This is a genomic window from Streptomyces sp. TS71-3, assembly GCF_018327685.1.
Taxonomy (GTDB): domain Bacteria; phylum Actinomycetota; class Actinomycetes; order Streptomycetales; family Streptomycetaceae; genus Streptomyces.
On the sequence record NZ_BNEL01000003.1, the window covers coordinates 830,286 to 846,715 of the forward strand.

Sequence of the window (16,430 nt, forward strand, 5' to 3'; positions counted from 1 at the left end):
GGAAGGGTGGTCGCGGGCGGCGGGACGGAGGAGGAGCGGGCGGTCGTCAGGGCGGTCGTCACAGGCCGACCTTCCGGTAGCGCCGCATCAGCAGCCCGTAGCACCCGGCGATGAGGCCGAGCACGACCACCAGGTAGACCACGCCCTGGCCGGCGGAGATGTCGGGGGCGCCGGGCGCCGCGGAGCTCGCGCCGAGGAACGCGCTCTGCACCCCGTCGATCAGCGTGATCGGCGAGAACAGGCCGAGCCAGCCGACGACGTCCCGGCTGCCCTGGTTGAACGCGATGGCCTCGACGGTGGAGACCGCGCCGTAGGAGATCGTCAGGACGGCGATGACGGCCGCGATGCCGAAGCCGCGGCGCGGTGTGATCGCCGAGATGACGAGGCCTATGCCGGCGAAGAGGAGACAGAGCAGTGCCACGGAGACCAACCCCTGGAGGAAACCCTTCGTCTGGTCCGCGAAGTCGAGCTTCGCGAGCAGCGCGCCCACGTAGAGCACCAGCAGGGGCAGCGCCGTGAGGATGAACAGGGCGGACGCCATGGCGGCGTACTTCGCGCGCACGTAGTCGCCGTGCTCGATGGGACGGGAGAAGTACAGCGGTACCGTCTTGAACCGCAGGTCGCGGGAGACGGAGACCGGGGCCTGCGCCGCCAGGTAGAGGCCGATGACCGCCTGGAGGATGATCGCGTAGCGCGTGTAGTCCAGCGGCAGGTCCTTCGCCTTGGTGGCGACGGTGACGGCCACGATGATCAGCGCGGGGGCGACCATCGCCACCAGCAGGATCACCGGCAGCACCTTGGACTTCGCCGAGCGGCCGAGGCCGTAGGCGCCGCGCAGGGACTGCGAGTACAGCGAGCGGGTGGCGTAGGCGCGGCCCAGCCGGGGGCCGTCGTAGTTGCGGTAGCCGATGTTGTGGATCCGGGTCTGCTCGGCCGTTCCGGCCGCGCCCGCCCCCACCCCGGTCATGGCCGCGGGGCCGGTCGGCCCGGTGTGCTCAGCCGCCATGGCGGACCGCCTCCTTGTGCTGCTCGTCGGGGTGGGCGGGGGTCGCGTCGCCGCCCGCGGGCGCGCTGTGGCCCGCGTCGCCGGTGCCGCCCTGCTCCTCGGCGCGGAAGACCTCCGCGATCCGGTGCCGGCGCTGTTCCATGCGGACCAGGCCGAGTCCGAGGTCGGCGACGGTGTCGCGGACGACGTCGTAGGTCTGCTCGCCGTCGGCGGTGAGCAGCACGATGTGGCCCGCGCCGGGCAGGCCGCTGCCGGACTCGGTCGTGACGCCGCGCGCGGCGAGCGCCTCCCGCAGGGCGGTGGTGCCGTCCGGGTGCTCGTCGGTGTCGGTGACCTCGACGGCGAGGGTGGTGGTGATCTGCGTGAAGTCGGTGGTGGCGCTGGAGCGGAGCAGCTTTCCGCCGTCGATGACGACGACGTGGTCGCAGGTGCGCTCCAGCTCGCCCAGCAGGTGCGAGGTGACGAGGACGGTGATCCCGAAGTCGGTGTGCACTCTGCGGATCAGCCCGAGCATGTCGTCGCGGCCCACCGGATCGAGCCCGTTGGTGGGCTCGTCCAGGAAGACGACCTGCGGGTCGTGGACGAGGGCCTGCGCCAGCTTGACGCGCTGCTTCATGCCGGTCGAGTAGCCGCCGATGGGCCGGTAGCGCTCCTCGTAGAGGCCGACGTGCCGCAGGGTGTCCGCGGTGCGCTCGCGGGCCGCGGTGGGCGGCAGCCCCGACATGCGCGCCATGTGCACGACGAACTCGGTGGCCGAGACGTCGGGCGGCAGGCAGTCGTGCTCGGGCATGTACCCGACCCGTTCGCGGATCTCCGCGCCCTTCGTCGCCACGTCCAGGCCGAGCACGGCGGCACGGCCCTCGCTGGCGGGCGACAGACCCAGCAGGATCTTGATCAGTGTGGACTTGCCGGCTCCGTTGGCCCCTACGAGTCCGGTCACACCGGGCCCGATATCCACGGAGAGCCGGTCAAGAGCGGTCACCCTCGGGAACCGCTTGCTCAGGCTTTCGGTCGCGATCACAGTCACACATCGAAGGTAGGGGCGGCGCCCGTCCCCGGCGTCAGACTGGAGTGCCGGACCCGCCTCAGCCTCCAGTCGTACGGGCCCGTAGGGGTCAGACCTCGGGGGGAGGGACGGTGTGGCCGGCGGTGCGGGCGACTGTTCCCTGGGCGGGATGTGGGGCCGCCGGGGTCGGCCCCTCACCGCGGCCATGTGAGCGCCGGGATCGATGCGGTAGCAAACCGGCATGGCCTGCCAAAAGGCCCCCAGTCGCTCCCCCGTTGTCCACAGGTAACCCCAATTCGCCTGTGGATAACCGTACTTCGCTGTGGATCAAACCTCGCCCGGGTGTTTTCCCGAGTGAACTTCCCGGCATCTGCGAGTGGCCTCGCGGGGACGGGGCGGAGCACGTGGGATGCGGCGGCGCCGGCGTCCGGAGTTGCGGAGAGCAAACGTCCGGACCATTGCTGGCAGGATCCTACGGGCAGGTCGCCGCGGGGGCGCGGGGGCACGCCGTAAGGGGGCCGCTGCTACCGCGCAGGTGCCTCGCCGGCGGGCCGTGGCGGTTCCGGCGGTGCGTCCGCGAGGGGCGCGGGTGGCGCCCGTGAAAGGATGTCGGCGGATCCCGCTCCGACGTCCTGGAGGCGCGCGCCCATGCGCAACGATCAGTCCCCGCCTGCCGAACGCCCCCTGCGGGACGAGACCATCGACGGTTTCCTCGGGCGCCTCGCCGCCCGGGTGCCCGCCCCGGGCGGGGGCGCGGTCGCCGGGCTGCACGCCGCGCAGGCCGCCGCGCTGCTGGGCATGGTCGCCCGCTACAGCACCGGCGAGAAGTACGCGGCGCACGCCGCACTCGTCTCCCGTGTCACCGCCGCCTGTGACGACCTGTGCACCACGGCCGTGACCCTCGCCGAGGACGACGCCCGGGCCTTCACCGCCGTCACCGACGCCTACCGGCTGCCCCGCGGCACCGACGAGGAGAAGGCCGCCCGATCGGCGGCCATCGCCCGCGCGCTGGCCGCCGCCGCGACCCCGCCCCGCGAGGTCATCTGCACCGCCCTGCGCACCGTCGAACTGGCCGAGGAACTGCTGCCGGCCGCGAACCGCAACGTCATCAGCGACGTGGCCGCCGCGGCCGAGGCGGCCCGCGCGGCCGCCACCACCGCCCGGATCAACGTCGAGATCAACCTCACGGGCATCAAGGACCCCCTGGTACGGGCCGAGCTGACCGAGGCGGTCCACCGGGTCGACGTCATCACGGCCCGCGCCGACCAGATCACCGCTGCCGTCCGCAAGGAGATCGCGTCATGACGGGCGGTTCCCACGGCCCGGCCGCCGAGGACGGTACGACCGGCACGCCGGGCACGTTCCGCAGCACGGACACGGCCGGCACGTCGAACACGGCAGGCACGACCCCGTACACCGCGCAGGACCGCACGGTCACCGCACCCGCGGACGCCCCGACCTCGGTGGACGCGGCGACGGACGCCGTCCCGCCCCGCGTCCGGGAGCTGCAGGGCCGGGAGCTGGCCGCGGCCCTGCGCACCGACGCCGCCGAGCGCGCCGCCGAGCTGGCCGCCCGCGGGACCCCGCCGCACCTGGCCGTGGTGACCGCGACCGCGGACGACTCCAGCGCCTGGTACGTGCGCTCGATCGCCCGCAGCGCGGAGAAGGCGGGCCTGGTCTGCACGGTCGTCGACCTCGGGCCCGAGGCCCCCGCGCCCGCCATCCGCGCGCGGCTTCGGGAGCTGAGCGCCGAGCCGGGGGTGCACGGGATCATCCTCCAGACGCCGCTTCCCACCGGGGCGCGCCTGGAGGACCTGGCGTCCGCGATCGATCCCGTGAAGGACGTGGACGGCGCGAACCCGCTCTCCCTCGGACGCCTGGCCGCCGGTCTCCCCGCGTTCGCGCCCGCGACCGCGGAGGCCGTGATCGCGCTGCTCGACCACCACAAGATCCCGCTCGCGGGCCGCCACGCGGTGGTCGTCGGCCGCTCCACCGTCGTCGGCAAACCCGCCGCCCACCTGCTGCTGGACCGCAACGCCACGGTCACCGTCTGCCATTCGCGCACCACGGACCTCCCGGCGCTCACCCGGACCGCCGACGTGCTGGTGGCGGCGGTGGGCCGGCCGCGGCTGATCACCCCGGACGACGTCAGCCCCGGCACGGTCATCATCGACGTGGGCACCAACGTCACCGAGGACGGCACCCTGGTCGGCGACGTCGACCCGGCCGCCGGGGCGCGCTCGGGCGCGATCACCCCGGTCCCGGGCGGCGTCGGCCCGGTCACGACGGCACTCCTGCTCCAGCACACGGTGCGGGCGGCGCTGACGCTGTAGGGGTGGCGGGTGGGATCGGCCTGGGCGTCGGATCGGCCTGAGCGTCGGATCGGTGTGCGCGCACACGCGTTTGGCATATGACGCCGCCTCCGTTGGCATATGCGGGACAATGCCAGCGTGACCTCAGCCACCGCACAGCCCCGGACCTCCGACCGTCCCGTCCGGCCGCGGCTGATCGCGACCGACCTGGACGGCACGCTGCTGCGCGACGACAAGTCCGTCTCACGGCGCACGGTGGCCGCGCTCGCCGCCGCCGAGGAGGCCGGCATCGAGGTCTTCTTCGTGACCGGCCGGCCGGCCCGCTGGATGGGCGTGGTCAGCGAGCACGTCCACGGCCACGGCCTCGCCATCTGCGGAAACGGGGCCGCGGTGGTGGACCTGCACGGCAGCGCGGCAGGGGCGTCCGGGCAGCCCGGCGCGGGGCTCGACGCGGGCGCCGAGGGGGAGTGGTTCAGCGGGCACCGCTTCGTCAAGATACGTCCGCTGGAGCGGCCGCGAGCGCGCGAGGTCGTGGACATCCTGCGGTCGGTCGCCCCCGGCACGTCGTTCGCCGTGGAACTGACCGGCGGGCTGCACCACGAGCCCACCTACCCGCCGCTGCACCTGGAGCCGGGCGAGAGCGTCGCGCCCGCGGAGAAGCTGCTCTCCGACCAGGCCGGCGTCGCGGACCAGCCCGTCCTGAAGGTCCTCGCGTACCACCCCGAGCTGTCCCCCGACGCGTTCATGGCCCTCGCCAGGGCCGAGGTCGGCAGCCGTGCGACGATCACCCGGTCCAGCCCCAGCGCCCTGCTGGAGATCAGCGGAGCCGGCGTCTCCAAGGCCAGCACGCTGGCGCTGTGCTGCGCGGAGCGCGGCATCTCACCGGCCGAGGTGGTCGCCTTCGGCGACATGCCGAACGATGTCGAGATGCTCACGTGGGCGGGCACCTCCTACGCCGTGGGCAACGCCCACCCCGCGGTACTGGCCGCCGCCTCGGGCCGCACGGCCGGCAACAACGACGACGGGGTCGCGGCGGTCATCGAGCAGCTCCTGCTGGAACGCTGACCGACCTCGCGCCGGTCGCGCCAAGGGCTGCCACGGCTGCCACAGCTGCCACGGCTTCAACGGGCCGGGGAGCGCGTTCCCACCCGACCACGAGACGTATGGCAGGCCACGGGGCTGCCTGCCGCGTCGCCGCCATCAGGCCGGCACCGCCACCGCCTCGCTCAGGCGCTCCCGCTCCCGCATGGCCCGCAGCGGCCCGTCCACCGCGACCAGTTCTGCGTACGGTCCGCGCTGCACCACCCGGCCGCCGTCGAGCACGATCACCTCGTCGACGGCTTCCAGGCCGGCGAGCCGGTGCGTGATGAGCAGGGTGGTGCGGCCCTCGGTCGCCGCCAGCAGATCGGCGGTGAGGGCGTCCGCGGTCGGCAGGTCGAGGTGCTCGGCGGGCTCGTCGAGGACGAGGACGGGGAAGTCCGCGAGGAGCGCGCGGGCCAGCGCCAGCCGCTGCCGCTGCCCTCCGGAGAGCCGGGCCCCGTGCTCGCCGACCGCCGTGTCGAGGCCGTCCGGCAGCGCCGTCACCCAGTCCAGCAGCCTGGCCCGGCCGAGCGCGGCACGGAGGTCGTCCTCGCTCGCGTCCTTCCGTGCCAGGAGCAGGTTCTCCCGCAGGGAGCTGTCGAAGACGTGCGCGTCCTGGCCGCACAGGCCCACCTGCCGCCGTACCGCGTCCCCGTCCAGCGCGTACGCGTCCGTGCCGCCCAGCGTGTACGTCCCCTCGGACGCGTCCAGGAACCGCAGCAGCACCTGCGCGAGCGTCGACTTCCCCGCCCCGGAGGGCCCGACGACGGCGACCCTGCGGCCGCGCTCCAGCGTCAGGTCGACGCCGCACAGCGCCTCGCGTGCCGGGCCACGCGCCTGGCCGTGCGCCTGGCCACGCGCGTCACGTGCCAGGTCACGAGTCGGGCCGCCCTCCCGCGCCGTTACGTTCGGGGGTGTTACGTCCGGATGTGATACGTCATGAGGTGTTACGTCCGAACCTGTTGCATCCGAACCGTCGGGTCCGCCCCGCTCCGGGTAACGCGCCGTCAGCCCCCGTAGCCGGATCGGGAACGGGGAGGCGGGCGGGGCGGCCGGTGCCGCCGGTTCGCGTACGGGCACGGGCGCGTCCAGGACCTCGTACAGGCGCTCCGCGCTCTGCCGGACCCGCTGCCGGTGCTGGGCGGCGAGCGGCAGGCCGAGCAGCGCCTCGAAGGCGGCGGTCGGGATGAGGACGACGACGGCGAGGGCCACACCGGCCAGTCGCCCGTCCCGGACCGCCGCCACTCCGCAGAGCGCGGTGCCGGCCAGCGTCAGCCCCGACAGCAGCGCCGTCAGCCCGCTGCCGAGCGCGGTGGCCGCGGCGGCGCGTGCGGTGATGCGGGTGAGCGCGGCGTCGGCGCGCTTCGCGGAGGCGGTACGGGCGGGCAGCGCGCCGGCGACGGTCAGTTCGGCGGTGCCGGTGAGCAGGTCGGTGACCCGGGTGGCGAGCACGCCGCGGGCCGGTGCGAGCCTGCGCTCGGCGCGCCGGGCCACGGCGGCGGAGAGCAGCGGGACGCCGAGCCCGGCGCCCAGCAGCCCGGCCGCGAGCACGGCACCGGCGGTGGGCAGCAGCCAGGCCGTGAAGGCCGCGGTGCCCGCGGAGACCAGGGCGGCCGCCGCGGCGGGCAGCAGCCAGCGCAGCCAGTAGTCCTGGAGCGCGTCCACGTCGGCGACCAGCCGCGAGAGCAGGTCCCCGCGGCGCGTGGCGCGCAGCCCGGCGGGCGCGAGCCGTTCCAGGCGCCGGTAGACCGTGACCCGGGCGTCGGCCAGGATCCGCAGCACCGCGTCGTGCGACACCAGCCGCTCGGCGTACCGGAAGGCCGCCCGGCCGATCCCGAAGGCCCGGGTGGCCGTCACGGCGACCATCAGGTAGAGCACCGGGGGCCGCTCGGCCGCCCGCGAGATCAGCCACCCGGACGTGCCCATCAGCCCCACCGCGCTGCCGACCGCCAGGGCACCCAGGAGCAACGCCCCCACCAGCGGCCCACGCCGCGTCGACGCCATCCCGCGCACACGCCGCAGTACCGCTGTGGCGGGCGAGCCGGGGGTGCCGGGTGAGCCGGACGTGCCCTTCTCGGCAACCGGTTCCGCCGCCGCGGGAACGCCCGGCCCTTCCACGGCGCCGGAGCCCGCGCTCCCGCTGGCATCCGAACCCGCACTCGTACCCGCACCGGCACCGGCATTCGTACCCGCACCGGCATCCGAGTCCGAATCCGAATCCGAATCCGAATCCGAATCCGAATCCGAATCCGAATCCGCTACGACAGGTGCCACAGCCGCAGCACCCGCCACCACGCCCTCCGCAGGCACCGCACGGGCCGGAAGCATCACGCCCTGAGCCGCGACCGGCCCCAGGTCCAGCCCCAGGCCCGGGTCCACACCCGCGTCCAGGTCCACCCCCGCGGCCGGTTCCGCGCTCGGGCCCGGCATCCGGACCCGTACCACCCGATCGGCCACCGCGAGCAGCGCGGGCCGGTGGGCCACGAGCAGGACCGTGCGGCCGTGGGCAAGCCTGCGGACGGCCTCCACCACGCCGGCCTCCGTCTCGCCGTCCAGCCCGGCCGTCGGCTCGTCGAGCACCAGGACCGGACGGTCGGCGAGGAACGCCCTGGCCAGCGCGATCCGCTGGCGCTGGCCCGCCGAGAGGCCGGCGCCCTCCTCGCCGAGCACCGTCCGCGCCCCGTCGGGCAGCCCGTCGACGAACTCCAGCGCACCGGCGTCGTCCAGCGCCTTCCTGACCGCGGCGGGACTCGCCCCGGGGCTCGCCAGACGGACGTTCTCGGCGATCGACCCGGCGAACAGATGCGGCCGCTGCGGCACCCACGCCAGGCGCCGGTGCCACTGTTCAAGCGGTACGTCGGCCAGGTCGGCGCCCCCGGCCCGCACCCGCCCGGCCGTGGGCCGCACCAGCCCCAGCGCGGCGCCCACCAGCGTCGACTTGCCGGCCCCGCTGGGCCCCACCAGCGCCAGCGTCTCCCCGGCCCGCACGGTGAACGAGACCTCGGAGACGGCATCCGCCGAACGCCCCGGATACCGCACCGACACCCCGTCGAACCGGATCTCCCAAGGCTCCCGCGGTCCATCGGCTCCACCGATCGAACGCGAGGTGGCGCGCGTCGATAGGCGATCACCCGCACGCGACGATATGGACCCGTCCGCACTCGGAGAGAAGGCACCGCCAGCCCCCGCCCCCTCCGCGTCCAGAACCGCGAACACATCCTCCGCCGCAGCCAGCCCCTCCGCCGCCGCGTGGTACTGGGCGCCCACCTGCCGTACCGGCAGATACGCCTCCGGGGCGAGGACGAGGATCAGCAGACCGGTGTGGAGGTCCAGCTCTCCCCTCACCAACCGCATCCCGATGGTGACCGCCACCAGCGCGACCGAGAGCGTGGCCAGCAGTTCCAGCGCGAAGGACGACAGGAAGGCGATGCGCAGGGTGCGCAGGGTGGCCTGTCGGTAGGCGCCGGTGATCCGCCGGATCGAGTCGGCCTGGGCCTTCGCCCTGCCGAAGACCTTGAGTGTCGGCAGGCCCGCGACCACATCCAGGAAGTGGCCCGACAGGCGTGACAGCAGACGCCACTGGCGGTCCATGCGGGACTGCGTGGCCCAGCCGATCAGCACCATGAAGACGGGTATCAGCGGGAGCGTGCCAGCGATGATCCCGGCCGACACCCAGTCCTCGGTCACGATCCGCGCCAGCACCACCACGGGCACCATCGCCGCCAGCCCCAACTGCGGGAGGTAGCGCGAGAAGTAGCCGTCCAGCGCGTCCACGCCCCGGGTGGCCAGAGTGACCAGGGAACCGGTGCGTTGCCCGCCGAGCCACCCCGGTCCCAGCTCGCCCACGCGGTCCAGCAGCCGTCCCCGTAGCTCGGACTTGACCGCCGCGCTGGCCCGGTGCGCCGCATGCTCGGTGAGCCATCCGACCGCGCCGCGCCCCACCGCGACCGCCACCAGGAGCGCCAGCGGCCGCCGTAGCTCGGCGACGGAGAGCCCGTGCTGGAAGGCGCCCGCCACCACGTCCGCGATCAGCGTCGCCTGCGCCACGACCAGCCCGGCTCCCACGAGCCCGAGGGCGACCACAGCGATCAGGAAGCCCCGCGTCCGCCGGGCATAGCGCAGCAACCGTGGATCGACTGGTTTCACGTGAAACACCACCGCTCGACCAACCCGGACATATCAGCCGTAACCCATTGCCGAATCCCCACCCATGGCCGACTCCCGACCCATGGCCGAATCCCTCGGCGTCCCGCACCGCGCCTCATGGCTCAGTGCCCCGTGTCGTCTATGTGCTGGGTGCCGATCCGCTTGCGGAACACCCAGTACGTCCACGACTGGTAGAGGAGCACCAGCGGTGTGGCGATCCCCGCGCACCAGGTCATGATCTTCAACGTGTACGGGCTGGACGAGGCGTTGGAGACCGTCAGGCTCCAGCCGGTGTTCAGCGTCGACGGCATGACCTCCGGGAACAGCGCCAGGAAGAGCATGGCGACGCTCGCCGCCACCGCCGTCCCGGAGAAGGCGAACGCCCAGCCCTCCCGTCCCCGGGCATTGGCCAGCTGCGCCGCCGCCAGGCAGACGACGGCCACCACCAGGGCCACCAGGCTGCGGATGTTGCCGGTGTCGGCCTGGGTCCAGAGCAGGAAGCCCAGCGCGGCCAGCGTCGCGACGGCCCCGGCGACCGCGGCCAGCCGCCGCGCCCTCACCCGGATGTCCCCCACCGTCTTGAGCGCCACGAAGACGGCGCCGTGGAAGGTGAAGAGCACCAGGGTGACCACCCCGCCCAGCAGCGCGTAAGGCCGCAGCAGCTCCCCCAGCCCGCCGGTGACGTCGCCGTGGGCGTCGACCGGCACGCCGTGCACGATGTCGGCGAACGCCACCCCCCACAGCACCGCCGGGGCCAGGGAGGCCCAGAAGACCGCCCGCTCCCAGTTCCGCTGCCACCGCTCGCCGGGCCGCTTCGCCCGGTACTCGAAGGCCACCCCGCGCACGATCAGCGCGACCAGGACCACCAGCAGCGGCAGGTAGAACCCCGAGAACAGCGTGGCGTACCAGTCCGGGAAGGCGGCGAACGTCGCGCCGCCGGCCGACAGCAACCAGACCTCGTTGCCGTCCCAGACCGGGCCGATGGTGTTGATCAGGACCCGCTTCTCGACCCGGTCGCGGGCCAGCAGCCCGGTGAGGATGCCGACCCCGAAGTCGAAGCCCTCCAGGAAGAAGTAGCCGGTCCACAGGACGGCGATGAGGACGAACCAGACGGTGTGGAGTTCCATCTCCGCGCTCCTCGGCTTTCGATGCTCGGCTCTCGATGCTCGGTTCGAAGCTCCTGGCCTCAGTACGAGAAGGCCATCGGCCGGTCGGGGTCGTGATCGGGGTGGTCGGGGTGGTCGGAGTCACCGGGGCCACCGCCGATGCGGGTGGGCGGGTGGAGGTCGGCGTCGGTCAGCTCGGGCGGCCCGGCCTTCACGTAGGTGGCCAGCAGCCGCACCTCGATCACCGCGAGCACCGCGTAGAGGGCGGTGAAGACGGACATGGAGAGCAGCACCTCGCCCTGGGAGACCCCGGGGGAGACGGCCTGGCGGGTCTGGAGCACGCCGTAGACGACCCAGGGCTGCCGGCCGGTCTCGGTGAAGATCCATCCCCAGGCGTTGGCGATCAGGGGGAACGCCAGCGTCCAGGTGGCGACCCGCCAGTACCAGGCACCGAGCCGGGAGCCGAGCGGCGTCCGGAACGGCACCAGGTGCGGCACCTCGTCCTCGCCCGTGCGCAACCGTGCCGGCAGCATGAACCGCTTCCGGGTCAGCCAGAGCCCGGCCGCGCCCAGCGCGAACGACGTCATGCCGAAGCCGATCATCCAGCGGAACCCCCAGTACGCGACGGGGATGTTCGGCCGGTAGTCGCCGGGGCCGAACTTCTGCTGTTCGGCCTTGTTGACGTCGTTGATGCCGGGCACGTACGAGTGGAAGTCGTCGTCGGCGAGGAAGGACAGCAGGCCGGGCACCTCGACGGCGACCGTGTTGTGGCCCTTGTCCACGTCCCCGTAGGCGAAGAGCGAGAACGGCGCGGGCTTCTGCCCGTCCCAGAGGGCCTCGGCGGACGCCATCTTCATCGGCTGCTGCTTGAACATCACCTTGCCGAGCTGGTCGCCGCTGACCGCGGTGAGGAGCCCCGCGATCACGACGGTGACCAGGCCGAGCCGGAGCGAGGTCCGCATCACCGGGATGTGCTTGCGGCGGGCCAGGTGGTAGGCGGCGATGCCGACCATGAAGGCGCCACCGGTGAGGAAGGACCCCGTGAGGGTGTGGAAGGCCTGGGCCAGGGCGGTGTTCTGGGTCAGCACCGCGAGGAAGTCGGTCAGCTCCGCGCGGCCCGTGGTCTTGTTGATGTGGTACCCGACGGGGTGCTGCATCCAGGAGTTCGCCGCGAGGATGAAGTAGGCGGAGAGGATCGTGCCGAGGGCGACCATCCAGATCGTGGCCAGGTGCAGCCGCTTGGGCAGCTTGTCCCAGCCGAAGATCCACAGGCCGATGAAGGTCGACTCGAAGAAGAAGGCGATCAGGGCCTCGAAGGCCAGGGGAGCGCCGAAGACGTCACCGACGAAGCGGGAGTAGTCGGACCAGTTCATGCCGAACTGGAACTCCTGCACGATGCCGGTGACGACACCCATCGCGATGTTGATCAGGAAGAGCTTGCCCCAGAACTTCGTCGCCCTGAGGTACTTCTCTTTCCCCGTCCGCGCCCAGGCGGTCTCCAGGCCTGCCGTGAGGGCGGCGAGCGAGATCGTCAGGGGGACGAAGAGGAAGTGGTAGACGGTGGTGATGCCGAACTGCCAGCGCGCCAGGGTCTCCGGCGCCAGAGCCATGTCCACGTCGACCTCTCCTTGCCTCGGTCGTGCTCTGGTCCAGTGGCGCTTTGTCCGCTTGATCCATGCGGTAACGGGATCAAGCGGGAGCGCTTGTGAACGCGTTCACATTCACAAGCATTATGACTCACCCGATTGGCGGAGTCATCAGGGGGTCCCCCTTTGGGGACGTATGGGGCATGAGGGGTGCGGAGGGGCGCGGAGCGCCCGAGCAACCGACACCTGTGGGGGCGGCAGGCAGCGGGTTACGGCGCCGACGGGAGGGCGGGGGCACGCACCGCGGACCGGCCGACCCGGCGACTACCCTCCGACCGGGAAGCGGACCACGCCGGAGGCGGTCCCCGCCGCCTGAAAGCCACGGAAGGCGCGCCCTAGTCACCTAGTGCCACGGGACGGCACCTCAGCCGCCCATGCGCTCCGTCCAGGCCGAGACCAACGCCCACGGCCCCCACCAGGGGCGCGGGGAACTGCGCAAGCAACCCACCACCAACCCGCAGCCCCAAAACGACACAAACCACCCCGCCGAGAGGGCACGACGAACCGCCTCACCACCCGGCCGTCCCCCGCCGCCTGCAGGGCAGGGCAGGGATGGCGCCCTCAACCACACCGCGGGCCCCAGGCCGCTGGGAACCCCAAGCCGCGTGGGGGGCACCCCCGCACCCCTCCCGGGGCCGGCGCCGACGGAATCGGCGCCCCACCGACGGAGACGGAGACGGCACCCCCCATTTCGGCTAACCGGCCGGTACGGCCTAAAGCTCCTTGCGGAACGCCGCCGTCACCTGGAGGAAGAGGTCGTCCGCCTCGGCCTCCGCGACCGTGACGCGGACACCCTCCCCCGGGAAGGCCCGGACCACCACGCCCATCTGCTCGCAGGCGGCGGCGAACTCCTCCGTGCGGTCGCCCAGGCGGACCCAGACGAAGTTCGCCTGGGTCTCGGGGACCGTCCACCCCTGGGCGTGGAGCGCGTCGACCACGCGGGTGCGCTCCTCGACCAGGAGGCCCACCCTGCCGAGCAGTTCGTCCTCGGCACGCAGCGAGGCGATCGCCGCTTCCTGCGCGAGCTGGCTCACCCCGAAGGGCACCGCCGTCTTCCGCAGCGCCGCGGCCACCGGCTCATGCGCGACGGCGAAGCCGACCCGCAGGCCCGCGAGGCCATACGCCTTGGAGAAGGTGCGCAGGACGCAGACGTTCGGCCGCTCGCGGTAGATCTCTATGCCGTCCGGCACCCGGGGGTCCCGGATGAACTCGCGGTAGGCCTCGTCGAGCACCACCAGCACGTCGTCCGGCACGCGGTCGAGGAAGCGCTCCAGCTCGGCGCGGCGGACCACGGTGCCCGTGGGGTTGTTGGGATTGCAGACGAAGATCAGGCGGGTGCGGTCGGTGACCGCGTCGGCCATGGCGTCGAGGTCGTGCACCTCGTCCGCGGTCAGCGGGACCTGGATCGCCTTGGCACCGCTGATCTGCGTGATGATCGGGTACGCCTCGAAGGACCGCCAGGCGTAGATCACCTCGTCCCCCGCACCGGCCGCGGCCTGGAGGAGCTGCTGGGCGACTCCGACCGAGCCCGTGCCCGTCGCCACGTGCGAGACGGGCACCGCGAAGCGCTCGGAGAGCTCGGCCATCAGGTGCGTGCACACCATGTCCGGGTAGCGGTTGAGCGTGCCGGCCGCGGCCATCACCGTCTCCATGACGCCGGGCAGCGGCGGGTACGGGTTCTCGTTCGACGAGAGCTTGAAGGCGGCGGGGGCACCCGGAGCCGCGGCAGCCGCCGGCTTGCCCGGCTTGTAGGTGGGGATCCCCTCCAGCTCGGGGCGCAGCCTCGGGTACGTCTCACTCACCGCAATCCTCCTCATGGACGCTCGGCAACCGCCGGCTTCGACACTGCTCACCATAAGAGGAAGCCCGCCGGAAGCGTACGGCCTGTGGATAACTCTGCCGCCGCTCCACGCTCGCTCCCCCACCGGCCCACGCTCACGCCACCGCGACCGCCACCAGCCGCAGTACCACCACCGACACCCGCACCGCCACCGGCATCGCCCACACCCCCGTGCCACCCCGCCCCGTAAGCCGCAGCACCCTCAGTACCCCCACCAGCCCCACCAGCCCAAATGCGGACCTTCCGGCCCCCGCAGGACGGATCGGGGGGGCGCATTGCGCGGAACCACGCGCGCCGCTTGTTCGCGCCCTTGCGCGCATCGCTCGTCAAGGTGAGTTGAGACCTCTTCGAAACATGGCTCATTTGGCAGGTTTATGCGTGCTGTAAGCAAATCAATACACCCACATCGCCCCCTGCCCCTTCCTTTCCAAGGCGATCAAACCCGTTCCGCCATGCAGAAACGTGCCTGTCAATGCATAGCTGAACGGCCAATCCACCCCACCCCATGAGCCCTACTATCGGCTCGCCATGACAGCAGCAGGGAAGCACCAGGTGAGCCGGGCGGAGGCTGCCCGACGGGGGCATCGACCAGGGCGAGCGGGCATCAGAGATGTGGCCGCCGCGGCCGGTGTCTCCATCACGACCGTCTCCGACGCCCTGAACGGCAAGGGGCGACTCCCGGATGCCACCCGCCGGCACGTTCGCGAGGTGGCCGACCGGCTCGGCTACCGGCCGTCCGCCGCGGCCCGCACGCTGCGCACCGGCAAGTCCGGGCTCATCGGCCTGACCGTCACCACGTACGGGGATGAACCTTTCACCTTCACGGAGTTCGCCTACTTCGCGGAGATGGCCAGGGCCGCCACGTCCGCCGCGCTCGCCCGCGGCTACGCGCTGGTGATCCTGCCCGCGACGTCCCGCCGCAGTCCCGTCGACGTCTGGTCGAACGTCGCCCTGGACGGCACCGTCGTCATCGACCCGTCCGACAAGGACCCGGTCGTCACGGAGCTGGTCAAGCAGGGTTTACCTGTCGTCTCCGACGGGCGCCCGGCAGGCCAGCTGCCCGTCACGGCCTGGGTCGACAACGACCACGAGGCCGCCGTCACCGGCATCCTCAACCACCTCACGGACGCCGGCGCCCGCCGCATCGGCCTGCTCACCGGCACCTCCACGGACACGTACACCCACCTCTCCACCACCGCGTACCTCCAGTGGTGCGAGCGCACGGGACAGGAGCCGGTGTACGAGAGCTACCCGGCACACGACCCGCGCGCGGGAGCGGCGGCCGCGGACCGGCTGCTGGCCCGCCCGGACCGGCCGGACGCCGTGTACGGCCTCTTCGACCCCAACGGCACGGACCTGCTGGCGGCGGCCCGCCGGTACGGTCTGCGCGTGCCCGACGACCTGCTGCTGATCTGCTGCAGCGAGTCGCTGGTGTACGCCAACACCGAACCGCCGGTCACCACGCTCTCGTTGAAGCCCCGCCGGATCGGCACGGCCGTCGTCCAGCTCCTGATCGACGCCATCGAGGGCGTCGACTCCGGGCAGCCGGTCGAGCAGGTGATACCCACGGAACTGATCGTGCGGAGCTCGTCCCAGCGGCGACCACCGCGCACCACGGTCAGCCCGCCCCGGTCGCCGAGACAGGGGTAGGCCGGTCGACAGGCCGGTCGACCGGTCGCCTTCCCCGGCGGGCACCGCCAACTCCGTCCCGTTCGGGCGGAGCACGGTGCCCCCCCGGGGGCGTCCCACCGGGGCGCGCCGGCCAACCGCACGCGGATCAGCCGGAAACGGCAGGACCGCCCGGATCGGCTGCAACGGCTGCATCGGCTGCAACGGTCGGATCGACTGGAACGGCCAGAAGGACCGGAGCGCTGGAGCGACGAGAACGACCGGAGCGACCGAGCGGCTGGAGCAACCAGAACGGTCGGATCAAGGCGATCCGACCGAAACGCCACTCGGACGGCAACGGCACGGCGCACGTGGACAGCGCGGGCCGAGCCGGCGCGGACGAGGCGGAGCGAGCCGGCGGGCAGTCCGGGCAGGCGTGCGGACAGCGCGAGCGGGCAGACGGGCAGGGCGGGCACGACGGGCGGATTCGAAGGAAGTCCGGCGGGGAGTCCGCGAATAGGGCAAGGAAAACTCAGGGCAACCAGCGGAAGCAGACGGATAATTCGGACGAAATGCGCGGTGAATCGGCGTCAGGTACCGATTCACCGCCCCTAGGTCATCACACAGCGCGAGCCGCATTCCTATGATGGGCGGACGACACCGCGGGCCGCTGCGACCAG

10 protein-coding genes are annotated in these 16,430 nt (G+C 72.6%); 4 read left to right on the forward strand and 6 right to left on the reverse strand.

Annotated elements, in window-relative coordinates:
• Nucleotides 1-58: 58 nt before the first annotated feature.
• Nucleotides 59-1,006 carry an ABC transporter permease gene (locus Sm713_RS27950; protein WP_374196080.1) on the reverse strand — a complete coding sequence of 316 codons (948 nt, stop codon included), beginning with the start codon at nucleotides 1,004-1,006 and terminating at the stop codon, nucleotides 59-61.
• Complete coding sequence (locus tag Sm713_RS27955; RefSeq protein WP_212914893.1) at nucleotides 996-2,027, reverse strand: ABC transporter ATP-binding protein; 1,032 nt, start codon at nucleotides 2,025-2,027, stop codon at nucleotides 996-998. Before Sm713_RS27955 ends, Sm713_RS27950 begins: the two co-directional genes overlap by 11 nt.
• 633 nt (nucleotides 2,028-2,660) lie before the next feature.
• Here Sm713_RS27955 and Sm713_RS27960 point away from each other — a divergent pair.
• The 3 genes from Sm713_RS27960 to Sm713_RS27970 all read left to right on the forward strand — a co-directional run bounded on the left by Sm713_RS27960 (nucleotide 2,661) and on the right by Sm713_RS27970 (nucleotide 5,389).
• A complete protein-coding gene (locus tag Sm713_RS27960) occupies nucleotides 2,661-3,317 on the forward strand; it encodes a cyclodeaminase/cyclohydrolase family protein (protein WP_249416740.1) in 657 nt (218 codons plus the stop codon).
• Nucleotides 3,314-4,345: a bifunctional 5,10-methylenetetrahydrofolate dehydrogenase/5,10-methenyltetrahydrofolate cyclohydrolase gene (locus Sm713_RS27965; RefSeq protein WP_212912803.1), complete on the forward strand. Its 1,032-nt coding sequence runs from the start codon at nucleotides 3,314-3,316 to the stop codon at nucleotides 4,343-4,345. Before Sm713_RS27960 ends, Sm713_RS27965 begins: the two co-directional genes overlap by 4 nt.
• A gap of 99 nt (nucleotides 4,346-4,444) precedes the next feature.
• Nucleotides 4,445-5,389 carry an HAD family hydrolase gene (locus Sm713_RS27970; protein WP_212912804.1) on the forward strand — a complete coding sequence of 315 codons (945 nt, stop codon included), beginning with the start codon at nucleotides 4,445-4,447 and terminating at the stop codon, nucleotides 5,387-5,389.
• A gap of 135 nt (nucleotides 5,390-5,524) precedes the next feature.
• On the opposite strand, the gene cydD is transcribed toward Sm713_RS27970, so the two are convergent.
• The 4 genes from cydD to hisC all read right to left on the reverse strand — a co-directional run bounded on the left by cydD (nucleotide 5,525) and on the right by hisC (nucleotide 14,104).
• Complete coding sequence (gene cydD, locus Sm713_RS27975) at nucleotides 5,525-9,550, reverse strand: thiol reductant ABC exporter subunit CydD (protein ID WP_212912805.1); 4,026 nt, start codon at nucleotides 9,548-9,550, stop codon at nucleotides 5,525-5,527.
• A gap of 122 nt (nucleotides 9,551-9,672) precedes the next feature.
• Complete coding sequence (gene cydB, locus Sm713_RS27980) at nucleotides 9,673-10,677, reverse strand: cytochrome d ubiquinol oxidase subunit II (RefSeq protein ID WP_212912806.1); 1,005 nt, start codon at nucleotides 10,675-10,677, stop codon at nucleotides 9,673-9,675.
• 59 nt (nucleotides 10,678-10,736) lie between these two features.
• Nucleotides 10,737-12,272, reverse strand: a complete 1,536-nt coding sequence (locus tag Sm713_RS27985) for a cytochrome ubiquinol oxidase subunit I (RefSeq protein ID WP_212912807.1) — start codon at nucleotides 12,270-12,272, stop codon at nucleotides 10,737-10,739.
• A gap of 743 nt (nucleotides 12,273-13,015) precedes the next feature.
• On the reverse strand, nucleotides 13,016-14,104 hold the full coding sequence (gene hisC / locus Sm713_RS27990; RefSeq protein WP_212912808.1) for a histidinol-phosphate transaminase: 1,089 nt from the start codon (nucleotides 14,102-14,104) through the stop codon (nucleotides 13,016-13,018).
• A 566-nt stretch (nucleotides 14,105-14,670) separates the two neighbouring features.
• On the opposite strand from hisC, the gene Sm713_RS27995 reads away from it, so the two are divergent.
• Nucleotides 14,671-15,792: a LacI family DNA-binding transcriptional regulator gene (locus Sm713_RS27995; RefSeq protein ID WP_212912809.1), complete on the forward strand. Its 1,122-nt coding sequence runs from the start codon at nucleotides 14,671-14,673 to the stop codon at nucleotides 15,790-15,792.
• Nucleotides 15,793-16,430 lie beyond the last annotated feature (638 nt).